General features: G+C 55.4%; 21 protein-coding genes. 6 read left to right on the forward strand and 15 right to left on the reverse strand.

Translation table 11 applies throughout. From position 1 onward, the window contains the following. Positions 1-201: 201 nt before the first annotated feature. The 5 genes from asnB to nagB all read right to left on the reverse strand — a co-directional run bounded on the left by asnB (position 202) and on the right by nagB (position 6,148). The gene (asnB, locus tag VPX56_RS06780; protein WP_326470698.1) at positions 202-1,866 is read right to left on the reverse strand and encodes an asparagine synthase B; all 1,665 of its coding nucleotides are present in this window, start codon (positions 1,864-1,866) and stop codon (positions 202-204) included. Between the two features lie 249 nt (positions 1,867-2,115). Next, complete coding sequence (gene nagD, locus VPX56_RS06785) at positions 2,116-2,868, reverse strand: ribonucleotide monophosphatase NagD (RefSeq protein ID WP_131633054.1); 753 nt, start codon at positions 2,866-2,868, stop codon at positions 2,116-2,118. 45 nt (positions 2,869-2,913) lie between these two features. Further along, entirely contained in the window at positions 2,914-4,134 is a 1,221-nt protein-coding gene (nagC, locus tag VPX56_RS06790; RefSeq protein WP_131633053.1) for a DNA-binding transcriptional regulator NagC, read from the reverse strand. 8 nt (positions 4,135-4,142) lie between these two features. Then, positions 4,143-5,291 (reverse strand): N-acetylglucosamine-6-phosphate deacetylase, encoded by a 1,149-nt coding sequence (nagA, locus tag VPX56_RS06795; RefSeq protein WP_326470701.1) that lies wholly within the window; start codon positions 5,289-5,291, stop codon positions 4,143-4,145. A gap of 56 nt (positions 5,292-5,347) precedes the next feature. Then, a complete protein-coding gene (nagB, locus tag VPX56_RS06800) occupies positions 5,348-6,148 on the reverse strand; it encodes a glucosamine-6-phosphate deaminase (protein ID WP_010428635.1) in 801 nt (266 codons plus the stop codon). Positions 6,149-6,476: 328 nt separating this feature from the next. On the opposite strand from nagB, the gene nagE reads away from it, so the two are divergent. From nagE to chiQ, 4 genes are all read left to right on the forward strand, one after another. Continuing rightward, positions 6,477-8,498 carry an N-acetylglucosamine-specific PTS transporter subunit IIBC gene (gene nagE / locus VPX56_RS06805; protein WP_326470704.1) on the forward strand — a complete coding sequence of 674 codons (2,022 nt, stop codon included), beginning with the start codon at positions 6,477-6,479 and terminating at the stop codon, positions 8,496-8,498. 169 nt (positions 8,499-8,667) lie between these two features. Beyond that, entirely contained in the window at positions 8,668-10,335 is a 1,668-nt protein-coding gene (gene glnS, locus VPX56_RS06810) for a glutamine--tRNA ligase (RefSeq protein WP_131633049.1), read from the forward strand. A gap of 447 nt (positions 10,336-10,782) precedes the next feature. Then, the gene (gene chiP / locus VPX56_RS06815; RefSeq protein WP_326470706.1) at positions 10,783-12,198 is read left to right on the forward strand and encodes a chitoporin ChiP; all 1,416 of its coding nucleotides are present in this window, start codon (positions 10,783-10,785) and stop codon (positions 12,196-12,198) included. Between the two features lie 47 nt (positions 12,199-12,245). After that, the gene (gene chiQ, locus VPX56_RS06820) at positions 12,246-12,572 is read left to right on the forward strand and encodes a ChiQ/YbfN family lipoprotein (protein WP_131633409.1); all 327 of its coding nucleotides are present in this window, start codon (positions 12,246-12,248) and stop codon (positions 12,570-12,572) included. A 142-nt stretch (positions 12,573-12,714) separates the two neighbouring features. Here chiQ and fur read toward each other — a convergent pair whose 3' ends face one another. The 4 genes from fur to ybfF all read right to left on the reverse strand — a co-directional run bounded on the left by fur (position 12,715) and on the right by ybfF (position 15,328). After that, positions 12,715-13,161, reverse strand: a complete 447-nt coding sequence (fur, locus tag VPX56_RS06825; RefSeq protein ID WP_003858655.1) for a ferric iron uptake transcriptional regulator — start codon at positions 13,159-13,161, stop codon at positions 12,715-12,717. A 291-nt stretch (positions 13,162-13,452) separates the two neighbouring features. Next, complete coding sequence (gene fldA, locus VPX56_RS06830) at positions 13,453-13,983, reverse strand: flavodoxin FldA (RefSeq protein ID WP_003858653.1); 531 nt, start codon at positions 13,981-13,983, stop codon at positions 13,453-13,455. 155 nt (positions 13,984-14,138) lie between these two features. Continuing rightward, positions 14,139-14,426 carry a LexA regulated protein gene (ybfE, locus tag VPX56_RS06835; protein WP_131633047.1) on the reverse strand — a complete coding sequence of 96 codons (288 nt, stop codon included), beginning with the start codon at positions 14,424-14,426 and terminating at the stop codon, positions 14,139-14,141. A gap of 128 nt (positions 14,427-14,554) precedes the next feature. Beyond that, entirely contained in the window at positions 14,555-15,328 is a 774-nt protein-coding gene (gene ybfF / locus VPX56_RS06840; RefSeq protein ID WP_131633046.1) for an esterase, read from the reverse strand. Positions 15,329-15,511: 183 nt separating this feature from the next. On the opposite strand from ybfF, the gene seqA reads away from it, so the two are divergent. Both seqA and pgm read left to right on the forward strand, forming a co-directional pair. Beyond that, complete coding sequence (seqA, locus tag VPX56_RS06845; RefSeq protein ID WP_326470709.1) at positions 15,512-16,060, forward strand: replication initiation negative regulator SeqA; 549 nt, start codon at positions 15,512-15,514, stop codon at positions 16,058-16,060. Between the two features lie 24 nt (positions 16,061-16,084). Beyond that, a complete protein-coding gene (gene pgm, locus VPX56_RS06850; RefSeq protein WP_326470711.1) occupies positions 16,085-17,725 on the forward strand; it encodes a phosphoglucomutase (alpha-D-glucose-1,6-bisphosphate-dependent) in 1,641 nt (546 codons plus the stop codon). Between the two features lie 90 nt (positions 17,726-17,815). On the opposite strand, the gene potE is transcribed toward pgm, so the two are convergent. The 6 genes from potE to kdpC all read right to left on the reverse strand — a co-directional run bounded on the left by potE (position 17,816) and on the right by kdpC (position 25,898). Beyond that, positions 17,816-19,129 (reverse strand): putrescine-ornithine antiporter, encoded by a 1,314-nt coding sequence (gene potE, locus VPX56_RS06855; protein WP_326470713.1) that lies wholly within the window; start codon positions 19,127-19,129, stop codon positions 17,816-17,818. Then, positions 19,126-21,324, reverse strand: a complete 2,199-nt coding sequence (gene speF / locus VPX56_RS06860) for an ornithine decarboxylase SpeF (RefSeq protein WP_326470715.1) — start codon at positions 21,322-21,324, stop codon at positions 19,126-19,128. Before speF ends, potE begins: the two co-directional genes overlap by 4 nt. Before the next feature lie 253 nt (positions 21,325-21,577). Continuing rightward, entirely contained in the window at positions 21,578-21,682 is a 105-nt protein-coding gene (gene speFL, locus VPX56_RS06865; RefSeq protein ID WP_003858645.1) for a leader peptide SpeFL, read from the reverse strand. Positions 21,683-21,960: 278 nt separating this feature from the next. Further along, on the reverse strand, positions 21,961-22,638 hold the full coding sequence (gene kdpE / locus VPX56_RS06870) for a two-component system response regulator KdpE (protein WP_326470717.1): 678 nt from the start codon (positions 22,636-22,638) through the stop codon (positions 21,961-21,963). After that, positions 22,635-25,322, reverse strand: a complete 2,688-nt coding sequence (gene kdpD / locus VPX56_RS06875) for a two-component system sensor histidine kinase KdpD (protein WP_326470719.1) — start codon at positions 25,320-25,322, stop codon at positions 22,635-22,637. Before kdpD ends, kdpE begins: the two co-directional genes overlap by 4 nt. After that, on the reverse strand, positions 25,323-25,898 hold the full coding sequence (kdpC, locus tag VPX56_RS06880) for a potassium-transporting ATPase subunit KdpC (RefSeq protein WP_263610553.1): 576 nt from the start codon (positions 25,896-25,898) through the stop codon (positions 25,323-25,325). Between the last annotated feature and the right edge of the window lie 11 nt (positions 25,899-25,909).

A 25,909-nucleotide genomic window follows, 5' to 3' on the forward strand; every position in this document is an offset into this window, starting at 1 on the left:
CGTTGCGGGGCGCATTATGCGTATAGACCCTTGCAGCGTCAACACCTTTTTCAACGAAAATAGCCGGAATGCGATCGTTTGGTTAGGTTGCGAACAGCGAGGCCGAATATTCGACAATTATTGGTTATTAATCGGTTTTAAGCGATGAAAAGTGAGGCAAAAAAAAATCAGGCCCCGGAGGGCCTGATTGCATTCTGAACCTTATTTATAGGCTGACTGGTGAACGCCTACCGCGCGTCCTGACGGATCGTTCATGGATTTGAACGATTCATCCCATTCAATGGCTTTGGCGGAAGAGCAGGCGACGGACGGGCCACCCGGCACACACTCCGCGGCACTCGGAACCGGGAACAGCTCTTCGAAAATCTCGCGGTACAGATACGCTTCTTTGGAACCCGGCGTGTTGTACGGGAAGCGGAAGCTTGCGGTTTCCAGCTGTTGGTCAGAAACCTGTTTTGCCGCTACCTCTTTCAGGGTGTCGATCCAGCTGTAACCAACGCCATCGGAGAACTGCTCTTTCTGACGCCACGCAACGCTTGCCGGCAGGTAGGATTCGAAGCATTCGCGCAGGATATGTTTTTCCATTTTGCCGTTGCCGCACATTTTATCCTGCGGGTTAATGCGCATCGCCACGTCGAGGAAAGCCTTGTCCAGGAAGGGCACGCGCGCTTCCACGCCCCAGGCGGACATTGCTTTGTTGGCACGCGCGCAGTCAAACATATGCAGCGCCTGCAGCTTACGCACGGTTTCTTCGTGCAGCTCTTTGGCGTTTGGCGCCTTATGGAAGTAAAGATAGCCGCCAAACACTTCGTCGGAACCTTCACCGGAGAGCACCATCTTGATGCCCATCGCCTTGATCTTACGCGACATCAGGTACATCGGCGTAGAGGCGCGGATGGTGGTCACGTCATAGGTTTCAATGTGATAGATCACATCGCGGATCGCATCCAGGCCTTCCTGCACGGTGAAGTGAATCTCATGGTGCACGGTGCCGAGATGGTTTGCCACTTCCTGCGCGGCCTTCAGGTCAGGTGCGCCTTCCAGGCCCACGGCGAAGGAGTGCAGCTGCGGCCACCAGGCTTCAGAGCGCTCCTGATCCTCCACGCGACGCGCGGCGAACTTCTTGGTGATCGCAGAGATCACGGAGGAGTCCAGCCCGCCGGAGAGCAGCACGCCGTACGGCACGTCTGACATCAGGTGGCTTTTTACGGAATCTTCCAGCGCCTGACGCAGCTCGGCTTTGTCAGTCACGTTGTCTTTCACCGCGTCATAGTCGAACCAGTCGCGCTGGTAGTACTGGCGGATCTCGCCGTCTTTGCTCCACAGGTAGCTGCCCGCCGGGAACTCTTTGATGGTGCGGCACACCGGGACCAGGGCTTTCATTTCGGAGGCAACGTAGAAGTTGCCGTGCTCATCGTGGCCCATGTACAGCGGGATAATGCCGATGTGGTCGCGGCCAATCAGATAGGCGTCTTTTTCGCTGTCGTACAGGGCGAAGGCAAACATGCCCTGCAGATCGTCCAGGAACTCCGGACCTTTCTCCTGATACAGCGCCAGGATCACTTCACAGTCGGAACCGGTCTGGAACGCGTAGCGGTCGCCGTATTCGGCGCGCAGCGCCTGATGGTTGTAGATCTCACCGTTGACGGCCAGCGCGTGCGTTTTTTTCTCGTTATACAGCGGCTGTGCACCGGCGTTGACGTCAACAATGGACAGACGTTCGTGAGCCAGAATCGCTTTATTGCTGGCGTAAACGCCGGACCAGTCCGGACCGCGATGGCGCATCAGGCGGGACAGTTCGAGTGCCTTTTTACGCAGTTCGCCCGCGTCAGTTTTAATATCCAGTACGCCAAAAATTGAACACATAACCTTCTCCGTTAACCCTGTTGCTTTGTAATGTTGCTTGCTTATGAAAATGCCGCAAAGGGGCAGGGCACGCAAGGGTTTTGCAGCCTAAAACGAAAAAAGTGCAATGGCGATTGTTGAATAGTGAAAAAAGAGTACGTCATGAGCGTTTTTATTGATGGTTATGCAATAAAATGCACCTTTCGTTAGATGGGTGTTTATTTTTATGGGCTGAAAATGAAAAACCACGCCCTGAGGCGTGGTTTGGGATCAGATGATGTCGATTTCGTCGACGGAGGGGTAAATCCAGCTCGGGCGGAAGGGCATGGAGTCAATGTCATCAATTTGCGAGACGCCGGAAAGCACCAGAATGGTTTCCAGACCCGCCTGGAAACCGGCCAGAATATCGGTGCGCAGGTTGTCGCCGACAATCACGGTTTCTTCGGAGTGGGCCTGCATCTTGTTCAGCGCGGCGCGGATGATCCACGGGCTCGGCTTACCGACCACAAACGGCTTACGGCCCGAGATTTTTTCGATGCCGGCGCACAGCGCGCCGCAGGCCGGATAAAACCCACGGCCGTGCGTGTCCGGGTTGGTGGCGATGAAACGCGCGCCGCTGGCGACAAAGTACGCGGCTTTATGCATCATCTCCCAGTTAAAGGAGCGCGTTTCGCCAACGATCACAAAGTCCGGGTTCACGTCGGTAATGGTAAAGCCTGCCTTATACAGTTCGTGGATCAGCGCGCCTTCACCGACCACGTAGGCTTTTTTCCCTTCCTGACGCTTCAGAAAATCTGCCGTCGCCATTGCGGAGGTATAAAACACGCTGTCCGGGACGTTGACGCCCGCGGTGGCAAAGCGGTTTGCCAGATCCTGACCGGTTTGGGAAGGGTAGTTCGTGAGAAGAACCAGTGGCATTCCTTTGTCGATGATGCGGTAAAGAAACTCCGCAGCACCCGGCACGGCAACGTTGTCGTGCATCAGCACGCCGTCGATATCACAAATTACATTCTTAATGGTCATGGACTTCCCGACATCAAAAAAAGAAGGCGTTACTATAAGGTCCGATCAACTTTCCAGCAAATGTTGCAGGAGAATACCGTTGAGCATGGCGCGTTTTACTAGGGCAAAAGCACCGATCGCGGAGCGGTGATCCAGCGTAGAGCGCACCACCGGTAAGCCCTGGCGAAACGCCTTCAGCGCCTGGGTATTGATGCAGCCTTCGATAGCGGGCAGTAAGACTTTTTCTGCTTCGACAATTTCACCGGCGATCACCACTTTCTGCGGGTTGAACAGGTTGATGGCGATGGCGATGGTTTTACCCAGGTGACGCCCAACCTGCTCGATAACCTCGCAGGCCAGCGCATCGCCCTTATTGGCGGCCTTGCAGATGGCGCCGATCTTACAGTCGTCCAGGGTTACGCGGCTTTGGTAGCCTTGTTCCAGCAGATGACGAACGCGGTGTTCGATGGCGGCGTTGGCAGCTACCGTTTCAAGGCAGCCGAAGTTGCCGCAGTGGCAGCGCTCGCCGAGGGGTTCCACCTGAATGTGGCCAATCTCGCCCACGTTGCCGTTGCGGCCGATGAAAATGCGGCCGTTGGAGATAATGCCCGCGCCCGTACCACGGTGAACGCGCACCAGAATAGAGTCTTCGCAGTCCTGGCTCGCACCAAAGTAGTGCTCTGCCAGCGCCAGCGAGCGAATGTCGTGACCCACAAAGCAGGTGACCTTGAAGCGCTTTTCCAGCGCGTCCACCAGCCCCCAGTTCTCCACCTGTATATGCGGCATATAGCGAATAACGCCGCTTTCCGGGTCGACAAGGCCCGGTAGAATCACGGAGATAGCAATGAGTTCGCGGATCTTGCGCTGACAGCTCTCGATAAACTGCTCGATGGTGTTCAGCAGCGCGTGTTCCAGCGTCTCCTGGGTGCGTTCCGGCAGGGGATAGTGCTCTTCGGCGATGGCTTTGCTGCTCAGATCGTAGAGCGTAAGGGTGGTGTCATGACGACCAAGACGGACGCCAATGGCCTGAAAGTTGCGGGTTTCAGTCACGATGGAGATGGCGCGGCGCCCCCCGGTGGAGGCCTGCTGATCGACTTCTTTGATCAGGCCGCGCTCAATAAGCTGACGCGTTATTTTTGTCACGCTGGCGGGAGCAAGCTGGCTTTGTTCGGCTATCTGAATGCGTGAGATTGGCCCGTGTGAGTCAATCAGGCGATAAACTGCCGCGCTGTTAAGTTGTTTAACGAGATCGACATTACCGATTTGAGCTTGTCCGCCTGGTGTCATACTTTTACTTACTCAGTGACGACCTCGTTACCATTAACGATGGTCTTAATAATTTTATAATCGTGTGTGAACGCCGTCAGGTTTGCAACCATACCCGGTGCAATTCCGCCAAGCTGTTTATCCACGCCCATTGCGCGAGCCGGGTAAAGCGTTGCCATACGCAGCACTTCATCAAGGGCAATACCGCAGTGCTCGACCAGGTTACGCACCCCTTCAATCATCGTCAGGGCAGAACCGCTCAGCGTGCCGTTCTCATCCACACAGAGTCCATTGCGGTAGTATATTGTTTTACCAGCAAAAATGAACTGCTCAATATTTGCCCCTGCTGGCGCTGTGGCATCTGTCACCAGACAGAGCTTGTCGCCCTTCAGGCGCTTGGCGTTGCGGATGTTGGTGTAATCGACGTGCAGGCCGTCGGCGATAATGCCGCAGTAAACGTCTGGCTCATCCAGAATTGCCCCGACAAGACCCGGTTCGCGGCCCGTAATATACGGCATAGCGTTATAAAGGTGGGTCGCAAAGGTAATACCTGCGCGGAAGCCCGCTTTGGCTTCTTTCAGCGTGGCGTTTGAGTGACCTGCTGACACTACAATACCGGCGGCAGCCAGCTTGCTGATAACGTCAGTGCCGGTCATTTCAGGTGCAAGCGTCACTTTGGTGATGACATCGGCGTTAGCACACATGTAGTCAACCAGCTCAGCGTCCGGTTTGCGGACGTAGTCCGGGTTATGCGTACCTTTCTTGACCATGTTCAGCCACGGTCCTTCGAGGTGCAGACCCAGCGCCTGGTTAGGATGTTTCGCCAGATATTCGCGCATCACGCGGATACCCTGCTTCATCAGGTCATCGCTGCTGGTAATCAGCGTGGGCAGATAGCTGGTGCAGCCCGATTTCTCGTTGGCTTTCTGCATGATCTCCAGCGTTTCAACCGTCACCGCATCGGCTGTGTCATTAAACTGCACGCCGCCGCAGCCGTTAAGCTGTACGTCGATAAAACCGGGGGAGATTATTGCTCCATTGAGTGAGCGCTGTTCCATCTCCGGCGGCAGCTCGGCCAGCGGGCAAACACGTTCAATCAGGCCATTCGCGATAACAATCGCGTGGTCATCCAGAATTTCATGGCCGGTATAAATCCGACCGTGGGTTAAAGCGTACATAACGACCCCCGGTTTAAAAAAAGCGACCGCCTCTATACTGAGAGGCGGTTATTCAGTTACAGACCTTTGATGTTCTCTGCTTCCAGCTCGTTGAAGTATTTCAACGTTTTCACCTTCAGCTCCATTGTGGACGGTTCGTCACACACAACGACGGCTTTAGGGTGCAGCTGCAGGCAGCTGATGGTCCACATGTGGTTAACGTTGCCTTCAACGGCAGCCTGGAGCGCCTGCGCCTTCACGCCGCCCAGCACCAGAATCATCACCTCTTCGGCATCCAGCAGGGTGCCTACGCCAACGGTCAGGGCGTATTTTGGAACCTGGTTCACGTCGCCGTCAAAGAAGCGGGAGTTTGCCACGCGGGTGTCATGGGTCAGCGTTTTAATGCGGGTACGGGAAGCCAGAGAAGACGCCGGCTCGTTAAAGGCGATGTGACCATCGTTACCCACGCCGCCCATGAACAGATGGATTTTACCGTAGGAACGGATTTTTTCTTCGTACTGACGGCATTCTGCGTCAATATCAGGCGCGTTACCATTCAGCAGGTTAATGTTTTCAGCTGGAATATCAACGTGATCAAAGAAATTACGGTGCATGAAGCTATGGTAGCTTTCCGGATGCTCCTTCGGCAGGCCGACGTATTCGTCCATGTTGAAGGTCACAACGTGCTTGAAGCTAACCTGGCCTGCTTTGTGCATCTCAACCAGTGCTTTATAGGCGGTCAGCGGCGTGCCGCCGGTTGGAAGGCCGAGAACGAACGGACGATCGGCAGTTGGTTTGAATGCGTTAATGCGGTTAACGATATGACGAGCAGCCCATTTACCGACTTGTTCAGCTGTTGCCAGGGGAATCAGTCTCATTGTTCACCTCTAAAGTTTAAGTAGAAACGTGGGCGGATGATTCTTGCAGCCTGATACTTTAGCGTAACCTGGAACCTTTCAGGCCGGATCAATCCGTCTTGATTTTTTGAATGATAAAATAAGTTTTCGCTGTTAGCCAGTGAAAGGGAGGGTTAATTACGATATTTGGTGACAAAAATCACAAAAAATGGGTGTTTAATTTGCGATACGAATTAATTTTCCACACACTCACAATGCCAGTGAATCATCAACTGTATTTATAGTTAGTGACACAATAAAAAACACAGCTGAGAACGTGCCTGAAACGGGGTCTCATAGGGGGAAGAAAGTGAGTATTCTAGGTTATTTACAAAAGGTTGGCCGCGCGCTTATGGTGCCGGTTGCCACGCTGCCAGCGGCAGCGATATTAATGGGTGTCGGTTACTGGATTGATCCGGTAGGCTGGGGTGGAGACAACGCGTTAGCGGCGTTCTTCATTAAGTCTGGTTCCGCCATCATCGACAACATGTCCGTGCTGTTCGCCATTGGTGTGGCTTACGGTATGTCCAAAGACAAAGACGGTGCTGCGGCGCTGACCGGTTTCGTGGGCTTCCTGGTGCTGACCACGCTCTGTTCCCCGGCTGCGGTTTCCATGATCCAGAAGATCCCGGCGGACCAGGTGCCTGCCGCGTTCGGTAAGATCAGCAACCAGTTCGTGGGTATCCTCGTCGGTATTATCTCTGCGGAACTGTACAACCGCTTCAGCAGCGTTGAGCTGCCGAAAGCGCTGTCGTTCTTCAGCGGCCGTCGTCTGGTGCCGATCCTCACCTCTTTCGTGATGATCTTCGTTGCGTTCATCCTGATGTACATCTGGCCGGTGATCTTCGACGGTCTGGTGAACTTCGGTGAACACATCCAGAAGCTGGGTTCCGTCGGTGCGGGCGTGTACGCGTTCTTCAACCGCCTGCTGATCCCGGTCGGTCTGCACCACGCGCTGAACTCCGTGTTCTGGTTCGACGTTGCCGGTATTAACGATATTCCTAACTTCCTGGGTGGCGCACAGTCCATCGAAGCAGGTAAAGCGGTTGTGGGTATCACCGGTCGTTATCAGGCAGGCTTCTTCCCAATCATGATGTTCGGCCTGCCGGGTGCAGCGCTGGCTATCTACCACTGCGCGCGTCCAGAGAACAAAGCGAAAGTGCTGGGTATCATGATGGCAGGTGCGTTCGCGGCCTTCTTCACCGGTATCACCGAGCCGCTGGAATTCTCCTTCATGTTCGTTGCGCCAGTGCTGTACGTGATCCACGCCGTGCTGACCGGTATCTCCGTGTTCATCGCTGCAAGCATGCAGTGGATTGCCGGTTTCGGCTTCAGCGCCGGTCTGGTGGATATGGTGCTGTCGTCCCGTAACCCGCTGGCGACCCACTGGTGGATGCTGATCCCACAGGGTCTGGTGTTCTTCGTTATCTACTACGTGGTGTTCCGCTTCACCATCACTAAATTCAACCTGATGACTCCGGGTCGTGAACTGGCGGTTGCCGGTAGCGAAGCGGATGGTCAGGACGTGAACGTGAGCGCAGATAAAGAGCAGGATGTTGCGGGTCTGGCGCGTCAGTACATCGCCGCAGTAGGCGGATCTGACAACCTGACCGGTATCGACGCCTGTATCACCCGTCTGCGTCTGAACGTGAAAGACTCTTCTCTGGTGAACGAAGCGCTGGCAAAACGTCTGGGTGCCTCCGGCGTTATTCGCCTGAACAAAACCAGCGTGCAGATTATCGTCGGCTTCGTGGCTGAGAAAATTGCTAACGCCATGAAAACCACCGGTCCGGTCGCCGCAGCAGAAGCCTCTGCCGCACCTGCTGCTGCACCAGCCGCTGCAAAACCGCAGGCTGTGCCAAATGCCGTGACTATTGCCGCGCTGGTTTCCCCGGTCACCGGTGACGTGGTTGCCATTGAGCAGGTGCCAGACGAAGCCTTCGCCAGCAAAGCGGTCGGTGACGGCGTGGCCGTGAAGCCAACGGATAAAACCGTTGTGTCTCCTGCTGCCGGTACCATCGTTAAAATCTTCAACACCAACCACGCATTCTGCCTCGAAACCGAGAAAGGCGCGGAGATCGTTGTCCATATGGGTATTGATACCGTTGCGCTGAACGGTCAGGGCTTTACTCGCCTGGTGGAAGAGGGTGCAGAAGTGGTGGCAGGCCAGCCGATTCTGGAAATGGATCTGGACTTCCTGAACGCCAACGCGCGCTCCATGATCAGCCCGGTCGTGTGCAGCAACATCGACGACTTCAGCGGCCTGGTTATTCAGGCAAAAGGTCAGGTTGTTGCGGGCCAAACGCCACTGTATGAGATTAAAGGCAAGTAATCGCTCCTGAGTAGAGTCATGCCTTAAGCGGCGGGGGATTTCCTCCGCCGCTTTTTTTTGCAGCAAATGCCCCCATTATTTTCTCAAGAGACGTTTTAAGGGTTGTCACTACGTCCGGCTTATAAGATCATATGCCGTTATACGTTGTTTACGCTTTGAGGAATCCACGATGAGTGAGGCAGAAGCCCGCCCGAGTAACTTTATTCGTCAGATCATCGATGAAGATCTGGCCAGTGGTAAGCACACCACAATTCATACCCGTTTCCCGCCGGAGCCGAACGGCTACCTGCATATTGGGCATGCGAAATCTATCTGCCTGAACTTTGGTATTGCGCAAGACTATCAGGGCCAGTGCAACCTGCGTTTCGATGACACCAACCCCGTAAAAGAAGACATCGAATACGTTGAGTCCATCAAGAACGACGTGCAATGGCTGGGCTTCAACTGGTCTGGCGATATCTGCTACTCCTCTGACTATTTCGATCAGCTGTACGCCTACGCGGTTGAACTGATCAATAAAGGTCTGGCGTATGTTGACGAACTGTCTGCTGATGAAATCCGTGAATATCGCGGTACGCTGACCGCGCCGGGCAAAAACAGCCCGTTCCGCGATCGCAGCGTGGAAGAGAACCTGGCGCTGTTTGAAAAAATGCGTGCCGGCGGCTTCGAAGAAGGCAAAGCGTGCCTGCGTGCGAAAATCGACATGGCGTCTCCGTTCATCGTGATGCGCGATCCGGTGCTGTACCGCATCAAGTTTGCTGAACACCACCAGACCGGCAACAAGTGGTGCATCTATCCGATGTACGACTTCACCCACTGCATCAGCGATGCGCTGGAAGGCATTACGCACTCCCTGTGTACGCTGGAGTTCCAGGACAACCGCCGCCTGTACGACTGGGTGCTGGACAACATCACCATTCCCGTGCATCCACGTCAGTACGAGTTCTCTCGTCTGAACCTGGAATACACCGTGATGTCCAAGCGCAAGCTGAACCTGCTGGTCACCGACAAGCACGTTGAAGGCTGGGATGACCCGCGTATGCCAACCATCTCCGGTCTGCGCCGTCGCGGCTATACCTCCGCGTCTATCCGCGAGTTCTGCAAACGTATCGGCGTCACCAAGCAGGACAACACCATTGAGATCGCTTCACTGGAGTCCTGCATCCGTGAAGACCTGAACGAAAACGCTCCGCGCGCGATGGCGGTTATCGACCCGGTTAAGCTGGTAATCGAAAACTACCCGCAGGGCGAGAGCGAGCTGGTGTCTATGCCTAACCATCCGAGCAAGCCGGAGATGGGCACCCGCGACGTGCCGTTCAGCGGCGAGATCTGGATCGATCGCGCTGACTTCCGCGAGGAAGCGAACAAGCAGTACAAGCGTCTGGTGATGGGTAAAGAAGTGCGTCTGCGTAACGCATACGTAATCAAAGCCGAGCGCGTGGAGAAAGATGCGGAAGGCAACATCACCACCATCTTCTGCTCTTACGATGCAGAGACCCTGAGCAAAGATCCTGCTGATGGTCGTAAAGTGAAGGGCGTTATTCACTGGGTGAGCGCGACGCATGCGCTGCCTGTAGAAATCCGCCTGTACGACCGTCTGTTCAGCGTGCCTAACCCAGGTGCTGCAGAAGACTTCCTGGCGACCATTAACCCTGAGTCACTGGTTATCAAGCAGGGCTTCGCTGAACCGTCACTGAAAGCCGCGGAAGCCGGTAAAGCGTTCCAGTTCGAGCGTGAAGGTTACTTCTGTCTCGACAGCCGCTACAGCACAGCAGAAAAACCGGTATTTAACCGTACCGTAGGTCTGCGTGACACCTGGGCTAAAATCGGCGAATAATATCGCTGCTCTGGTCAATGAGAAACAAACGCCGCGGTAAGCGGCGTTTTTTTTATTTATCGATCATGTCATTAACGGACTGTTGAAATACTATTTCCCCAAAAAACAGGTCAATGAGGTGCTACTTATTTTTCTAAAAAAAGTTTGTGTATTTATCAAATTACATAAGGTCAAAAAATAGGCATAAAATTTCGGCGTTACTGCCTGAAAAATCTCGCTATATCCCGTCATTCCTCGCTTCACCGCAAATGTTACAAAGCACTACTAATTATGTGCACTTCGTCATAATCCTGACTTTTGCTTATTAAAAAGCATTGATAATTCGCGTCGCGAAAAATAACCTAAAGGCGGTAGTTAATTCGAGGGTATTTCTAACTACCCCTGACCATTAGGTCTTTTATATTTTCGCCGTTTTAGGCGTTTTAATTCGTCAAAGAGGAATAATCTATGCGTACGTTCAGTGGCAAACGTAGTGCGCTGGCGCTGGCTATCGCCGGCGTGACGGCAATGTCGAGCCTGGTAATTACCCCAGAAGCTAAGGCAGAAGGATTCATCGATGATTCTACCCTCACGGGCGGTATTTATTACTGGCAGCGTGAGCGTGACCGTAAAGACGTCACAGAAGATAAATATAAAACCAACCTTTCTCACTCCACCTGGAACGCCAACCTGGACTTCCAGTCGGGTTATGTCGCCGATATGTTTGGTCTGGATATCGCCGCGTTTACGGCCATTGAAATGGCTGAAAACGGCGACAGCGCACACCCGAACGAAATTGCCTTCTCCTCCAGCAACAAAGCCTATAAAGAAGACTGGTCCGGCGATAAAAGCGGTATCAGCCTGTACAAGGCCGCAGCGAAATTCAAATATGGTCCGGTCTGGGCGCGCGGGGGCTATATTCAGCCAACCGGCCAGACGCTGTTAGCCCCGCACTGGAGCTTTATGCCGGGCACCTATCAGGGCGCAGAAGCCGGGGCGAATTTTGACTACGGCGATGCGGGCGCGCTGAGCTTCTCCTATATGTGGACCAACGAGTACAAAGCGCCGTGGCACATCGAGATGGACAAGTTCTATCAGGGCGATCGTAAAACCAAAGTGGATTATCTCCACTCTTTGGGTGTGAAGTACGACTTTAAAAATGACCTTGTCCTGGAAGCGGCGTTTGGTCAGGCTGAAGGCTATATGGATCAGTATTTTGCTAAGGCATCGTATAAATTTGATATCGCTGGCAGCCCGCTTTCAACCAGCTATCAGTTCTATGGCGCACGTGATAAAGCCGATGCGCAAAATAACTTAAAGACTAACGATGACGTCGCGCTGGCCAACGATTTATATGACGGCACGGCCTGGCTGCAGGCTTTAACCTTTGGCTACAAAATTGGCCAGGTCGATCTTCGTCTGGAAGGTACCTGGGTTAAAGCAGACGGTAATCAGGGCTTCTTCCTGCAGCGCATGACGCCAACCTACGCTTCCTCAAACGGACGCTTAGATATTTGGTGGGATAACCGCTCTGACTTCAACGCCAATGGTGAAAAAGCGGTCTTCTTCGGCGCGATGTACGATCTCAAAAACTGGAACCTCGCAGGCTGGTCGGTTGGCGCTTCCTACGCTTACGGCTGGGATGCAAAACCAAGCAGTGCACCAATCTACGATCAGAGCCAGCGCCTGAAAGAATCTGCCTACAGCCTGGATGCAGCATATGTACTGCAGGATGGTCGAGCCAAGGGCACGATGTTCAAGCTGCACTTCACGCAGTATGACAACCATTCCGATCTGCCAAGCTATGGCGGTGGCTACAACAACATCTTCCAGGATGAGCGTGACGTGAAATTCATGGTTATCGCACCATTCACTATCTTCTGATGAACGCGCCGGCGGGCTATGTCCCGCCGACATGGAGACTGCACATGATGAAAAAAATGGTAATCGTCGCGCTGCTGGCATCGGGGCTGGTGGGGTGTGCGCAGGATCGGGCGCAGAAAGAGGATTCACGTCTTAAAGAGGCGTACAGCGCCTGCATCAACACTGCACAAGGATCGCCGGAGAAAATCGAGGCCTGTCAGAGCGTGCTTAACGTGCTGAAGAAAGAGAAAGCGCATGAGCAGTTCGCGACGCAGGAGAACGTCCGCGTAATGGATTATCAGGCCTGCATTCAGGCGCGTAAAACCGGTAACGATCAGGACGTAGCGAAGCGTTGCGATAAGATCTGGGACGAGATCCGCAATAACAATAAATAAGTTGCTTTACGCCCGGTGGCGCTGCGCTTACGGGGCCTACAACGGTGTCACAGCCCGTAGTCCCCGTAAGCGCAGCGCCACCGGGCTTTTTTCAGGCAAAAAAAAGCCAACCTTACGGCTGGCTCAGAGTATGAACACTCACTTATTTTGCGTCGTGCGCATGTTCATTTTCGCGGCAATCGCCTTCTGCACAGTGACCGTAGAGGTACAGGCTGTGGTTGGTCAGGCGGATGCCGTGACGCGCGGCGATTTCACGCTGGCGTGATTCGATTGAATCATCGCTGAATTCAATGACCTTGCCACAATCGAGGCAGATCAGGTGATCGTGGTGGTGCTGCTGGGTCAGTTCGAAAACGGATTTACCGCCTTCGAAATTATGACGGGTAACAATGCCCGCGTCATCGAACTGGTTCAGCACACGATACACGGTTGCCAGCCCAATCTCTTCGCCCATGTCGATAAGACGCTTGTAAAGGTCTTCCGCACTGACATGGTGATTGTCTGGCCCCTGAAGCACTTCAAGGATTTTTAACCGAGGAAGCGTTACTTTCAGGCCAGCCTTCTTTAATGCGGTATTGTTGTCAGTCATGCGGAATCTGTCCTGTTGCTAAACGATTCACTTCTAAAGAAGAAGTGACAGAAAATGCACTTGGGATAATGCGTCTCATTATAGAACTGCCATGCCTAAATGAAAACTGCAAGTCTCAAGCAAAGTATGCTTATAAAAACGTGGTATCACCAACAAACTTGTTCGATGGCACCCACTTTTTACCAGGGGGATATTGTACAGGTCTGAGCGAAAAAGTTAAAAGTTTGTAGCAATTAATTTAATCGGTTTTACCTGGAAAACGGGCGCAGCCGGAGCTGCGCCGCAGGAGTATCAGGCGTTAAGGATGTCGTCCAGGTTCAGCTCTTCGCGAACCTGCTTAACCCATTTTTCAACGCGCTCAGCGGTGAGTTCCGGCTGGCGATCTTCGTCGATAGCCAGACCCACGAAGTGGTCGTCATCCGCCAGGCCTTTGGACGCTTCAAAGTGGTAACCCGCCGTCGGCCAGTGGCCTACGATAGCAGCACCGCGCGGCTCAATGATGTCGCGGATGGTGCCCAGCGCGTCGCAGAAGTACTCTGCATAGTCTTCCTGATCGCCGCAGCCGAACAGGGCAACGAGCTTGCCGTTGAAGTCCACTTCTTCCAGGGTTGGGAAGAAATCATCCCAGTCGCACTGCGCTTCGCCGTAGTACCAGGTGGGAATGCCCAGCAGCAGGATGTCATAGCCTTCGAGATCTTCTTTGCTGCTCTTGGCGATGTCGTGCACATCGGCAACGTCTTTACCGAGCTGTTTTTGAATGTTTTTTGCGATATTTTCGGTATTGCCGGTATCACTGCCGAAGAAAATGCCGATGATTGCCATGAGTAAAATAACCTCTTGAAACTTAATGGTATGGTGGCGCAATTTGTCCACGGATAAGGGCAATAATAGCAGAACAGGCAACCCTGCGGAAACAGCTATCGCGCAGGACTGCACTCTGTGCTACATGAAAAGGGTAATAAAGGAGATTTTCAGACTTATGCCTTGCCGCGCAATGTCTCAAGCTGGGTGATTAACATCTCTTCAATCAGCTCGCTGCGGCTGATGTTACGCGCCTCGGCCAGCTCATTCAGTGCATCGACGGCATCGGCATTGAGCTTCAGTTCGACACGCTTAAGCCCACGATTTTTATCGCGTTTAAGCTGGTTGCGTTTATTAATACGCAGCTGTTCATCGCGCGAAAGCGGATTCGTTTTCGGTCGTCCCGGTCGACGCTCATTCGCGAACAGATCTAGTGTCGTACGGTCCGTTTGTTCTTTGGCCATGATTCTGAGACTTCGGGGGAAACACGCCGCCCTGCTAATGCCCGGGCGATAAGCGCGCCATCATACATCAGCGAAAACGGCACGCCAACGACTGGAAGCCCGCAGACTTCCAGTCGCTGTCTTTTTAATCAATTCGCTGTATCAGTGAGATAGCGACGGATGGCACGCAGTACGGCGTCAGGCTTTTCGGCGTGAACCCAGTGTCCGGCACCGGCGATAACGTGGGCGCGCGCCTGCGGGAATTGTGCCAGCAGGGCGTCACGGTACGCGTCGGTGACGTAAGGTGAGTTCCCGCCGCGGATAAACAGGGTAGGGTGCGGCCAGGCGGGAATGCTTTCCCAACCCACGATGTTGTTGTACTGCTCCCAGAGCACCGGCACGTTAAAACGCCATTGCCCGTCGACGAACGACTTCAGCAGGAACTGCACGACCCCTTCCTCATCCAGATGCTCACGCATCACGGCGGCAGCCTGCTGGCGCGTCGCGACACCCGCTTCTGTGACCGCATTAATGGCGGCGAAGATCTCATCGTGACGGCGGACGTTGTAATCCACAGGCGCGACGTCAATGACAATCAGCCCGTTGATACGCTCCGGCGCAAGCGCCGTCAGGGCCATTACCGCTTTGCCTCCCATTGAATGCCCGATCGGCGTTACCTTCTTCAGGTTATGTGCATCCAGCGTATCCAGCAGATCCTGCGCCATCGCCGCGTAGGTCATCTCGTCGGAACGCCCGGAAAGGCCGTGATTGCGCATATCAACCTGTAAAATATCGTGATCGGTTACCAGATCGCGCGCCAGCACGCCCAGGTTATCCAGGCTACCAAACAGCCCGTGAACCAGTACGATGGGAGGATTATTGTTCGGCGATTGTGCAGATTGCGCTCGGGTATTCAATTTCATGGCAAAGTTCTTTTTTTACGTATGTCAGGTTAGGGTATCATGTTGACCATTCTGCCGCCCGGCTGCAAGGTTCCAGTTTAATCTGACTTTTGCCGCCAACCGGGTTTGACGCTATCCGCTGTTGGGATTTGACCCTATAATCCCAACGACTTGTATTCAGATAAGATATCGCACTGGATTAAGATGAAAACAATCGAAGTTGATGACGAACTCTATCAGTTTATTGCCAGCCAAACGCGGCATATCGGGGAGAGCGCGTCCGACATTTTACGGCGTATGCTTAAAATTTCCGCCGCCTCACAGCCTGTCACCCCTGTCGCTAAAGATGTCGTGTCTCAGCCGAGCGTTGTCGCGCAAGCTAAACCGGCCGCGGCGCAGGTAAAAGATAAAGTGCGCGCGATGCGCGAGCTGCTGCTCTCCGATGAATACGCCGAGCAGAAAAAAGCGGTTAATCGCTTCATGCTGGTGCTGTCTACACTTTATTCACTGGATAACAATGCGTTTGCTGAAGCGACCGAGTCGCTGCACGGCCGCACGCGGGTCTATTTCGCGGGCGACGAGCAGACGCTGCTGCAAAATGGCAACCAAACCAAACCTAAGCATGTCCCGGGCACACCGTACTGGGTCATCACCAATACCAATACGGGGCGTAAGTGCAGCATGGTTGAACACATCATGCAGTCTATGCAGTTCCCGGCGGAATTGATTGAAAAGGTTTGCGGTACAATTTAACCCTTGCATCAGAAGGACCAGGCAATGGCAAATCACAGCCGTGCAGGCCAACCTGCACAACAAAGCGATTTGATTAACGTCGCTCAACTGACCTCCCAGTATTACGTGCTGAAGCCGGTCGTGGGCAACGCAGAACACGCAGTGAAGTTTGGTACATCAGGTCACCGCGGCAGCGCGGCGCGCCATAGCTTTAACGAACCGCACATTCTGGCCATTGCCCAGGCTATCGCGGAAGAGCGCGCCAAAAATGGCGTTACCGGTCCGTGCTACGTGGGGAAAGATACCCACGCCCTGTCTGAACCGGCGTTCATTTCCGTGCTGGAAGTGCTGGCGGCAAACGGCGTAGACATGATTGTTCAGGAGAACAACGGCTTCACGCCAACGCCTGCGGTGTCTAACGCCATCCTGGTGCACAACAAAAAAGGCGGTGCGCTGGCTGACGGTATCGTTATCACGCCATCCCACAACCCGCCGGATGACGGCGGCATTAAATACAACCCGCCTAACGGTGGCCCGGCAGACACCAACGTCACCAAAGTGGTGGAAGACCGCGCCAACGCCCTGTTAGCCAACGATCTGAAAGGCGTTAAGCGCATTTCTCTCGATGCCGCCATGGCGTCCGGTCACGTGAAAGAGCAGGATCTGGTGCAGCCGTTCGTAGAAGGGCTGGCGGAAATCGTCGATATGGCGGCCATCCAGAAAGCCGGCCTGAAGCTGGGCGTGGATCCGCTGGGCGGCTCCGGTATCGAATACTGGAAACGCATTGCCGAGCATTACAAGCTGGATCTGACCATCGTGAACGATCACGTCGATCAGACCTTCCGCTTTATGCACCTGGACAAAGACGGCGCGATCCGCATGGACTGCTCCTCCGAGTGCGCGATGGCGGGCCTGCTGGCGCTGCGCGACAAATTCGATCTGGCGTTTGCTAACGACCCGGATTACGACCGTCACGGCATCGTCACCCCGGCAGGGCTGATGAACCCGAACCACTATCTGGCCGTCGCGATTAACTACCTGTTCCAGCACCGTCCGCAGTGGGGCAAAGAGGTAGCCGTCGGTAAAACGCTGGTCTCCTCCGCAATGATTGACCGCGTGGTCGAGGCGCTGGGCCGCAAGCTGGTAGAAGTGCCGGTGGGCTTCAAGTGGTTCGTTGACGGCCTTCACGACGGCAGCTTTGGCTTTGGCGGTGAGGAGAGCGCGGGCGCGTCCTTCCTGCGCTTCGACGGCACGCCGTGGTCAACCGATAAAGACGGCATCATCATGTGCCTGCTGGCGGCGGAAATCACCGCGGTCACCGGTAAGAACCCGCAGGAACATTACAACGAGCTGGCGGAGCGTTTTGGTGCGCCAAGCTATAACCGCATTCAGGCCGGTGCGACCTCTGCTCAGAAAGCCGCTCTGTCCAAACTCTCTCCGGAGATGGTCAGCGCAAGCACCCTGGCGGGCGACCCGATCACCGCGCGTCTGACGGCGGCGCCGGGTAACGGTGCGTCTATCGGCGGTCTGAAAGTGATGACCGAAAACGGCTGGTTCGCCGCGCGTCCATCCGGTACCGAAGATGCGTACAAAATCTATTGCGAAAGCTTCCTCGGCGCTGAGCACCGTCAGCAGATTGAAAAAGAAGCGGTAGAGATTGTCAGCGAAGTGCTGAAAAACGCGTAAGTGCGGTTTGTGTGCCGGGCGGCACAGTGTTTGCCCGGCCTACAACAACGATCGTAGGCCCGGTAAGCGCTAGCGCCACCGGGCTTTTTTTTAACTATGCTTGTTCTTCAATTCAAATCTCGGCGATACCAGACCGTACAGCGTCCAGCCCATAAAGGTCACCATCGCGCCGTAGAGCATCGCTTCCTGGCCGGACGAGTAGAGCGCATAGAAGCTGTAGATTGCCCCTATCAGCGCCACGATGTTGGCCACACGCGCCTTGCGCGGATCAACCTTCGCCACCTTCTGGATGATCACCAGCGCCGCCATCGACAGAATATACGGAATGATGTTCGTCACCACCGCCAGGTTGACCAGCACGTTGAACTGGCTGTTCAGCGACGGGCTAATGGTCATCAGCGACAGGCCGCTCTGGAAGATGACTATCGCCAGCATGCCCTGCACCGGCGCGTCAGATTTGCTCACGCGGGAGAAGATTTTCGGGAAGTAGCCTTCGTCAGCCGAAGATTTGAACACCTGGGCGATGGTGAACTGCCAGCCGAGAAGGGAACCGCAGCAGGACATCACCATCAGACCCATAATCACTTTCCCGACTTCCGGCGTGAACATCTGCGCGAAGGCCAGCCCGAACGGCGCCGTGGAGTTAGCCAGATCCATATTGGGTACGATGCCTGCAATCACGTTAGTTGAGACGATGTAGATCACCGCCGCGCCCAGCGTGCCACCGAGGACCGCAATCGGCACGTTCTTCTCCGGATTCTCTACCACCTCCGCGTTCGCGCAGGCGGATTCGAGCCCGAGGAAGGCCCACAGCGTCATGGCAATAGAAGAGCCTACTGCGGTAAAGAACGGCACGTGGTGCGGGTTCCAGGAGTTGGCGTACAGCGTTGGGCTAAACCAGAACCAGCCGATGATGCACAGACCGACAACCGGAATAATCACGCCCCAGACGGTGATGCTGGAGAGCTGCCCGGTGATACGCGCGCCGCCAAAGTTTGCCACGGTGCAGATCCACAGCACGCCGATGGTTGCCAGCCCAATCTGTACCGGGCTGAGCGTGGCGCCAAACAGCTCCGTACCGTAGCCCACCGCGGAGATGGCAATCGCCACGTTGGCGATCAGCAGCGACACGCCGTAGGTGTAGTTGGCCATAAAATTGCCCGACTTGCCGAATGCGTATTCGGCATAGCCGCCCATCCCGCCAGACTTACGGCTGAACATCCCGCACTTGGCGAATGCCCACGCCAGCGCCATTGAGCCGACCGCCGTCACCAGCCAGGAGATAATCGAAATGGTCCCTACTTCGGCCAGCTTGGTTGGCAGCATGATAATCCCGGACCCCATCATGTTCACCATGGTGAGGATGGTGAGCTGCACTACGCCCATCTTATTGGACTTACTCATAATTTTTCTCCTTTCAGCAGCGCAGGCTGAGCGGCGGGCTGTTTGATCACGTAGCAGCGAACCTGTTTGCGACCGTCGCACTCTTCGATGTATACGCCCTGCAGCTCCGGCGCAAAGCCCGGCAGAAGATTGATCCCTTCTTCCAGCGCGGCAAAGTAGCGCAGCACGGAACCGCCCCAGACTTCGCCAGGCACCACGCACAGCACTCCCGGTGGGTAAGGCAGCGCGCCTTCGGCGGCGATGCGGCCTTCCGCGTCGCGCAGGGAGACTAGCTCGACCTCTCCGCGCAGATACGCATAGTTCGCCTCCTGCGGGCTCATCATCACGCGCGGGAAGTGGGACTTGCGGAACATCTCTTTTTGCAGCTGCTTCACGTTGTTGCGGGCGTACAGGTCATGCATCTCCTGACAGATCTGGCGCAGGGTGTAATCCGCATAACGTTCCGGATGCTGTTTGTAGAGAGAGGGCAGAACCTCCTTCAGCGGCACATCGCTCTCAAGCAGCTTTTCGAAGCGCACCAGCTGCGCCACCAGCTGCTGCAGTTTGCCCATGTCCTCCGCAGGCGTGAGCAGGAACAGGATCGAGTTGAGGTCGCATTTCTCCGGCACGATGCCGTTTTCACGCAGGAAGTTGGCGAGGATCGTGGCGGGCACGCCGAAGTCGTCATATTCGCCGGTGCGGGCGTTGATGCCCGGCGTGGTCAGCAGCAGCTTGCACGGGTCGATAAAATACTGATGCTCAGCGTAGCCTTCAAAAGCGTGCCAGCGTTCACCCGGTACGAAGTGGAAGAAGCGCAGATCGGTCGCAATTTCCGCCGTGTCCCAGCTTTCCCACGGGCGGCCATCCACCGTTTCCGGCACGAAGGGGCGCAGATACCGGCAGTTCTCCAGGATCAGCTTGCGCGCTTCGATACCGTTCACCACGCAGTCCATCCACATGTTGCGGCCGCTTTGGCCCTCATGCATACGGGCGTTGATGTCCAGCGCAGCGAACAGCGGATAAAACGGGCTGGTGGAGGCGTGCATCATAAAGGCGTTGTTAAGACGCTTGTGCGGGACATAGCGCTGTTGCCCTTTGATATGGCTGTCTTTCTTATGGATTTGCGAGGTCTGCGAGAAGCCGGCCTGCTGTTTATGCACCGATTGCGTGACCAGGATCCCCGGATCGTTCTCGTTCAGCTCCAGCAGCAGCGGCGAGCAGTCGGCCATCATCGGAATAAACTGCTCATAGCCCACCCAGGCGGAGTCAAACAGGATGTAGTCACAGAGATGGCCAATCTTATCCACCACCTGACGGGCGTTATAGATGGTGCCGTCGTAGGTACCCAGCTGGATCACCGCCAGGCGGAACGGGCGTACGTCGCGCGCGCGGCCTGAAGCAACCTCCGAAACCAGCTCGCGCAGATAGCTCTCCGCAAAGCAGTGCGCGTCAATCCCGCCGATGAAACCGTACGGGTTGCGCGCCGTTTCCAGATACACCGGCGTTGCGCCAGCCTGGAGGAGGGCACCGTGATGGTTAGATTTGTGGTTGTTACGGTCGAACAGCACCAGGTCGCCCGGGGTGAGCAGGGCGTTAAGCACCACTTTGTTTGACGATGAGGTGCCGTTCAGCACGAAGTAGGTCTTATCGGCGTTAAAGACTTTTGCCGCATGCTGCTGGGCGATGCATGGCGCGCCTTCATGGATCAGCAGATCCCCCATCGCCACGTCGGCATTACACAAGTCCGAGCGGAAAAGCGTTTCGCCAAAGAAATCGACAAACTGATTACCGGCCGGGTGGCGGCGAAAGAACTGGCCGCCCTGATGACCCGGGCAGTCAAAGGCGCTGTTGCCCTGCTTTACGTAATCGACCAGGGCGCGGAAGAAAGGCGGCCGCAGCTGGGTTTCGTACTTCTGGGCTGCGGCTTCCAGCTGGCGTCCATAGAATTCATTGCTGGTATCCGAGTGCTCGAAAACGCCCTGAATACGCGGCAAATAATCCGCCGGGACAATCTCCTCTTTGTGGGTGGCAATAAAAACCGGAATACCAAATCCGGTGGCTTCTAATTCTTCTATAGCGCCTTCGGCAATATCGCTCACGGCCATTACGACGGCGGCAACGTCAATATAGTCAGTCGCGCGGGCATCAACTATCTCGCGGTGAGTCGTAAAACAATCAGGGCAGGTACGGCTGGCGGCGATTTTTAAATTTTTCATCTTTATCTCTTTATTTTGAAAACAGGAGTCCCTCGATTTCTCGTAAAAAAAGAAATCGATATTCACCGGAAAAAAAGCAAAGTGAGGCCGCTGATAAAAAATCAGCTAATTGCTTTTTTTAAGTAAAATCCAGTCCGCCCGGCTGCGGATGCGTCTGGAACAAGAGAAATGAGCGCACGTCTCTACAGGCAATTGCCTGTTAAATAACGTATTTCAGGATAACCTGTGAGCGGGTGCGCCAGAAGTCGAAGGACTACCGGGCGTTGAAGAGATGAAAGTCAAAACAGTTACGGTGGGCAAACATCATGATATGCGTTGTTCGCCTTATATGGGGCATTAAACGATTGTTGTTTTCCATGCTTAATTTCCTTTCAGTAATTGAAAGCATGGTCATTTTATCCATGAAGGGATGATTAACTGTGAAGAAGATCACCGTTAACCGATCATTTCAGAAATAATTAGTCGCCATGAGTGCATAATGCAGATCAAAATGCTGTTTTGTTGTTTATGCGTTAACAGGTTGTATTATTAATGTTTTAAAGGTGCGGGAATAATTCAGGAAATACCGGATTGATTATTTTTGAATATTGCTTCGGGAGGGTTTAAGTTATTTTAAGAGTTAATTTGAATAACTATTCAAAGCATAAACCGATAACCGATACCGGTTTCAGTTAATAAATGACGAGGGCGCGCGGGGTCAACTTCCAGTTTCTGACGAAGGTGCCCCATATATATGCGTAAATAGTGACTATGCTCCACCGCATTGGGTCCCCACACCTGACTTAACAGCTGGCGCTGGGTGAGGACCTTACCGTGGTTATTGAGCAGCACGGCGAGCAGTCGAAATTCTATTGGCGTGAGGTGAATCTCATCTTCACCGCGCATTATGCGCCGGGCGGCCAGATCAACCCGGATATCCCCAAACGCATAGGTGGGATCAGCGGGCGCGGTTGCGCTATGGCGGCGCAGCGCCACGCGAAGGCGAGCCTGCAGTTCGCCAATGCCAAAAGGTTTGATCAGATAGTCATCCGCCCCGGCGTCCAGCGCCGCGATTTTATCCGTCTCTTCAGTTCGGGCGGAGAGAACCAGAATCGGCATCTGGCTCCACTGGCGAACTTCACGGATAAAATCAATGCCGTCACCGTCCGGTAGCCCTAAATCGAGGATCACCAGGTCCGGCTTGCGCGTGGCGGCCTCAATTAATCCCCGTTGAAGCGTGCCCGCATCATGAACGCGCAGGCCGTCGCCTTCCAGCGCGGCGCGCAGAAATCGGCTAATAGCAAGTTCATCTTCAACAATCAGAACGTTAATCACAAATCCTCTGGTAATTCATCGAGTTCTGGAGGGTTATCGAGTGGAAGTTTAACACAAAAACGCGCGCCGCCTTCCGGACGGTTTTCTGCTGAAAGGGTGCCACCGTGCACCTCGACGATCGCCTGACAAATTGCCAGCCCCAGCCCCACGCCGGGAATAGCTGACTCTTTATTACCGCGCGCAAATTTTTCAAAGATTGCATTTTCTTGCCCTGCAGGAATGCCGGGTCCGTTATCCCAGACTTCAAGCTGCAGCACCTGATTGTCCACCGAGGCATTCACGCCAATCTGTGCCTTTGCGCCCGCATATTTGCCCGCATTTTCCAGCAGGTTAATGAGCACGCGTTCAAACAGCGGCCCATCAACGTGGATCAGCGTCAGCGGGTCAGGCATATTCAGCGCAATGTGGCGGCCACCCAGCCCCGGCTCGAGCATTTTCAACGCGCTGCCCACCACTTCTTCAAGCGTAAGCCACTCTCTTTTGAGGTTAAACCCGCCGGACTGAATGCGCGCCATATCGAGCAGATTATTCACCAGGCGCGTGGTGTTGAGCACGTGCTGGCGGATCTCGCTGGCCTGCACTGCGTGTTTTGACCCTTCAGCCGCGAGGTCCAGCGTCAGGATTTCCGACTGCCCGAACAGGACGGTGAGGGGGGTGCGCAGGTCGTGAGAAAGCGCCGCCAGCAGTGAATTTCGGATGCTCTCGCGCTCGCTTGCCAGCCGCGCCTGCTCTTCGCTGGCGGTCAGCGCCAGCCGCTCCAGCGCGCTGGCGACGAGCAGGGTGAAGGTTTCCAGCAGGCGCTGCTGCTCGGGGATCATCAGCTGGCGCAAATTGGTTGGTTCGACGATGACCAGCCCCTGATTTTTATCCGCGCTGCGCAGCGGCAATATTTGGTACGGCACGCCGGGCAGGGTGTCGGTTCCCGCACCCGCCGGTAATCCCTTATCAAAACTCCAGCGCGCGATAGCTTCATCCCAGGGCGTCATACCCGTGGCGGAGGTGAGCGGACGAAGCGTGCCATGCTCGTCCGGAAGCAGGATGAGGTTACTGGCGTGAAACGTCGAACGGATAAACTGCTCGCTGGTTTGCACGATATCCTGCTGAGTCCGGCCCACCGCCAGCGATTTTGACATCTCATACAGATGTCGCGTGCGCTGCTCGCGATAGCGCGCGATACGCGCCTGGTAACGAACGCCCGCCGTCAGGTTCCCGATCACCAGCCCGACGGTGAGCATGACGCCAAAGGTAAGAATGTACTGCACGTCGGAAACGGCGAGGGTCCCGCGCGGGGCAATGAAGAAAAGGTCGAAACTGACCACGTTGATAACCGTCGCAAGCACCGACGGCCAACGTCCGTAAAAGAGCGCCACCACCACCACGCCGAGCAGGTAGATCATCACCAGGTTGGCGGCGTCGAAGGCGATCAGCCACTGGCTGGCAATGACGGTAATCAGGGCGCAGAGCACGACGGCGACAAGGCAGCCGCGGATCTGAATCCGCCATTTATCGCCGAAGGCGCGGGCGTCCGGCGCGCGGTTGGGTAACGGCGTGGGCTTGTCATCCAGCGCCACGATCACCAGATCCAGATCCGGCGCGCGGCGGGCCAGCCTGTCGGCAAAGGATTCGCGGCTAAACCAGCGCCGATGCTGGCGGCGGCCTATGACAATTTTCCCCAGGTTATGCTCGCGGGCGTAGCGCAGTATAGCTTTATCTTCCTGAGAGTCGGACAGGGTGGCGGTTTCCGCACCCAGCTCCTGTGCCAGCCGCAGCGAGCCGAGGATAGCGCGACGCTGATTTTCAGGCAGGGCGTGAAGCTGCGGCGTCTCGACATACACCGCGTGCCAGACGCTGCCAAATTTCGCCGCAAGCCGCGCGGCGGTGCGGATCAGCTTCTCATTGCCGCTGCCGTGCCCGATGCACAGCAGAATGGCGTCGCGGGTGTGCCAGACGCGTTCTTGCCCCTGCAGGTCGCGCCAGGCGCGCATCTGGTCATCAACCCGGTCGGCGGTACGGCGCAGGGCGAGTTCGCGCAGGGCAATCAGGTTGCCTTTGCGGAAGAAATGTTCGATGGCGCGCTCGGCCTGGCCTGCAATATAGACTTTGCCTTCGTGCAGGCGCTGGCGAAGGTCGTCGGGAGGAAGGTCGACCAGCACCACCTCGTCGGCGGAATCAAAAAACGGATCGGGGACGGTTTCCCGCACCTGAATGCCGGTCACGCCGCTCACCACGTCGTTCAGGCTTTCGAGATGCTGAACGTTGACGGTGGTGAACACGTCGATGCCGGCGTCCAGCAGCTCTTCCACGTCCTGCCAGCGTTTCGGATGACGCGAGCCTGGGGCATTGCTGTGCGCCAGCTCGTCCATCAGGATCAGGGCAGGGCGGCGGGCGAGGGCGGCATCCAAATCAAATTCTGTCACCAGCCTCCCGCGATGGCTGATGCGGCGGGGCGGCTGGGTGGCAAGCCCCGTCAGCAGCGCCGCCGTCTCTTTCCGTCCGTGGGTTTCCACCACGCCGATCAGAATATCAAGCCCCTGCGCCCGCAGCCGCTGGGCTTCCGTCAGCATGGCGAAGGTTTTCCCGACGCCCGCGCAGGCGCCGAAGAAAATTTTCAGTTTGCCGCGGTGGGCTTCAGCCGTCTGTTCGAGCAGCCTGTCCGGGTCCGGGCGCATGGGCTCGTCGGTCATTTAGTTTTTCCTTAGCGCGTCCAGCGCCAGATTCAGCTCAACAATGTTCACTACCGGCATGCCGATGAAGCTGACCAGCGGCTTTTGCGTGTGCTCGGCGACCAGCTGGCTCACCTGCTCGACGGACAGCTGGCGGGCTGCGGCCACGCGCGGGATCTGCCATGCCACGGCTTCCGGCGTCAGGCTATAGTCCAGCCCGCTGGCCGAGGCGGTGACCAGTTCAACAGGTACTTCGCGGCTGGCCTGCGGATTGGCGGCGCGCAGGGTAGCAACGCGTTCCGCAACGGCCTTATCCAGCTCAGGATTACTGCCGGCCAGATTGCTGCCGCCCGATGCCATCGGATTATACGGGCTTTCCGCAGTGGCGGAAGGGCGTCCCTGGAAGTAGCGAGCGTCCGTAAAGTTCTGCCCAATCAGGCGCGAGCCCCGGTTTTCGCCGTTCTGGATAATCAGCGAGCCGTTGGCCTGGTCCTGAAACCACCACTGGCCGAGCGCCGTCGTCACCAGCGGGTACAGCCCGCCGGTAATAAGAGACAGTAGAATAAACAGAAGTATAGCGGGGCGTAACATCGTCATTTGATTCACCT

Origin of the sequence: Enterobacter wuhouensis, from assembly GCF_035835995.1 — a bacterium.
Classification (GTDB): Bacteria; Pseudomonadota; Gammaproteobacteria; order Enterobacterales; family Enterobacteriaceae; genus Enterobacter; species Enterobacter wuhouensis.

Bases quoted from the DNA above. Each gene is read 5' to 3' on its own strand.
- kdpD (WP_326470719.1), bottom strand. From the start codon at position 25,322: ATGACCGACGAGCCCATGCGCCCGGACCCGGACAGGCTGCTCGAACAG.
- potE (WP_326470713.1), bottom strand. From the start codon at position 19,129: ATGAGTAAGTCCAATAAGATGGGCGTAGTGCAGCTCACCATCCTCACC.
- nagB (WP_010428635.1), bottom strand. From the start codon at position 6,148: ATGAGACTGATTCCCCTGGCAACAGCTGAACAAGTCGGTAAATGGGCT.
- nagA (WP_326470701.1), bottom strand. From the start codon at position 5,291: ATGTACGCTTTAACCCACGGTCGGATTTATACCGGCCATGAAATTCTG.
- seqA (WP_326470709.1), top strand. From the start codon at position 15,512: ATGAAAACAATCGAAGTTGATGACGAACTCTATCAGTTTATTGCCAGC.
- ybfE (WP_131633047.1), bottom strand. From the start codon at position 14,426: ATGGCCAAAGAACAAACGGACCGTACGACACTAGATCTGTTCGCGAAT.
- kdpC (WP_263610553.1), bottom strand. From the start codon at position 25,898: ATGACGATGTTACGCCCCGCTATACTTCTGTTTATTCTACTGTCTCTT.
- ybfF (WP_131633046.1), bottom strand. From the start codon at position 15,328: ATGAAATTGAATACCCGAGCGCAATCTGCACAATCGCCGAACAATAAT.
- asnB (WP_326470698.1), bottom strand. From the start codon at position 1,866: ATGTGTTCAATTTTTGGCGTACTGGATATTAAAACTGACGCGGGCGAA.
- nagD (WP_131633054.1), bottom strand. From the start codon at position 2,868: ATGACCATTAAGAATGTAATTTGTGATATCGACGGCGTGCTGATGCAC.
- nagC (WP_131633053.1), bottom strand. From the start codon at position 4,134: ATGACACCAGGCGGACAAGCTCAAATCGGTAATGTCGATCTCGTTAAA.
- chiP (WP_326470706.1), top strand. From the start codon at position 10,783: ATGCGTACGTTCAGTGGCAAACGTAGTGCGCTGGCGCTGGCTATCGCC.
- glnS (WP_131633049.1), top strand. From the start codon at position 8,668: ATGAGTGAGGCAGAAGCCCGCCCGAGTAACTTTATTCGTCAGATCATC.
- fldA (WP_003858653.1), bottom strand. From the start codon at position 13,983: ATGGCAATCATCGGCATTTTCTTCGGCAGTGATACCGGCAATACCGAA.
- speF (WP_326470715.1), bottom strand. From the start codon at position 21,324: ATGAAAAATTTAAAAATCGCCGCCAGCCGTACCTGCCCTGATTGTTTT.
- speFL (WP_003858645.1), bottom strand. From the start codon at position 21,682: ATGGAAAACAACAATCGTTTAATGCCCCATATAAGGCGAACAACGCAT.
- pgm (WP_326470711.1), top strand. From the start codon at position 16,085: ATGGCAAATCACAGCCGTGCAGGCCAACCTGCACAACAAAGCGATTTG.
- fur (WP_003858655.1), bottom strand. From the start codon at position 13,161: ATGACTGACAACAATACCGCATTAAAGAAGGCTGGCCTGAAAGTAACG.
- chiQ (WP_131633409.1), top strand. From the start codon at position 12,246: ATGAAAAAAATGGTAATCGTCGCGCTGCTGGCATCGGGGCTGGTGGGG.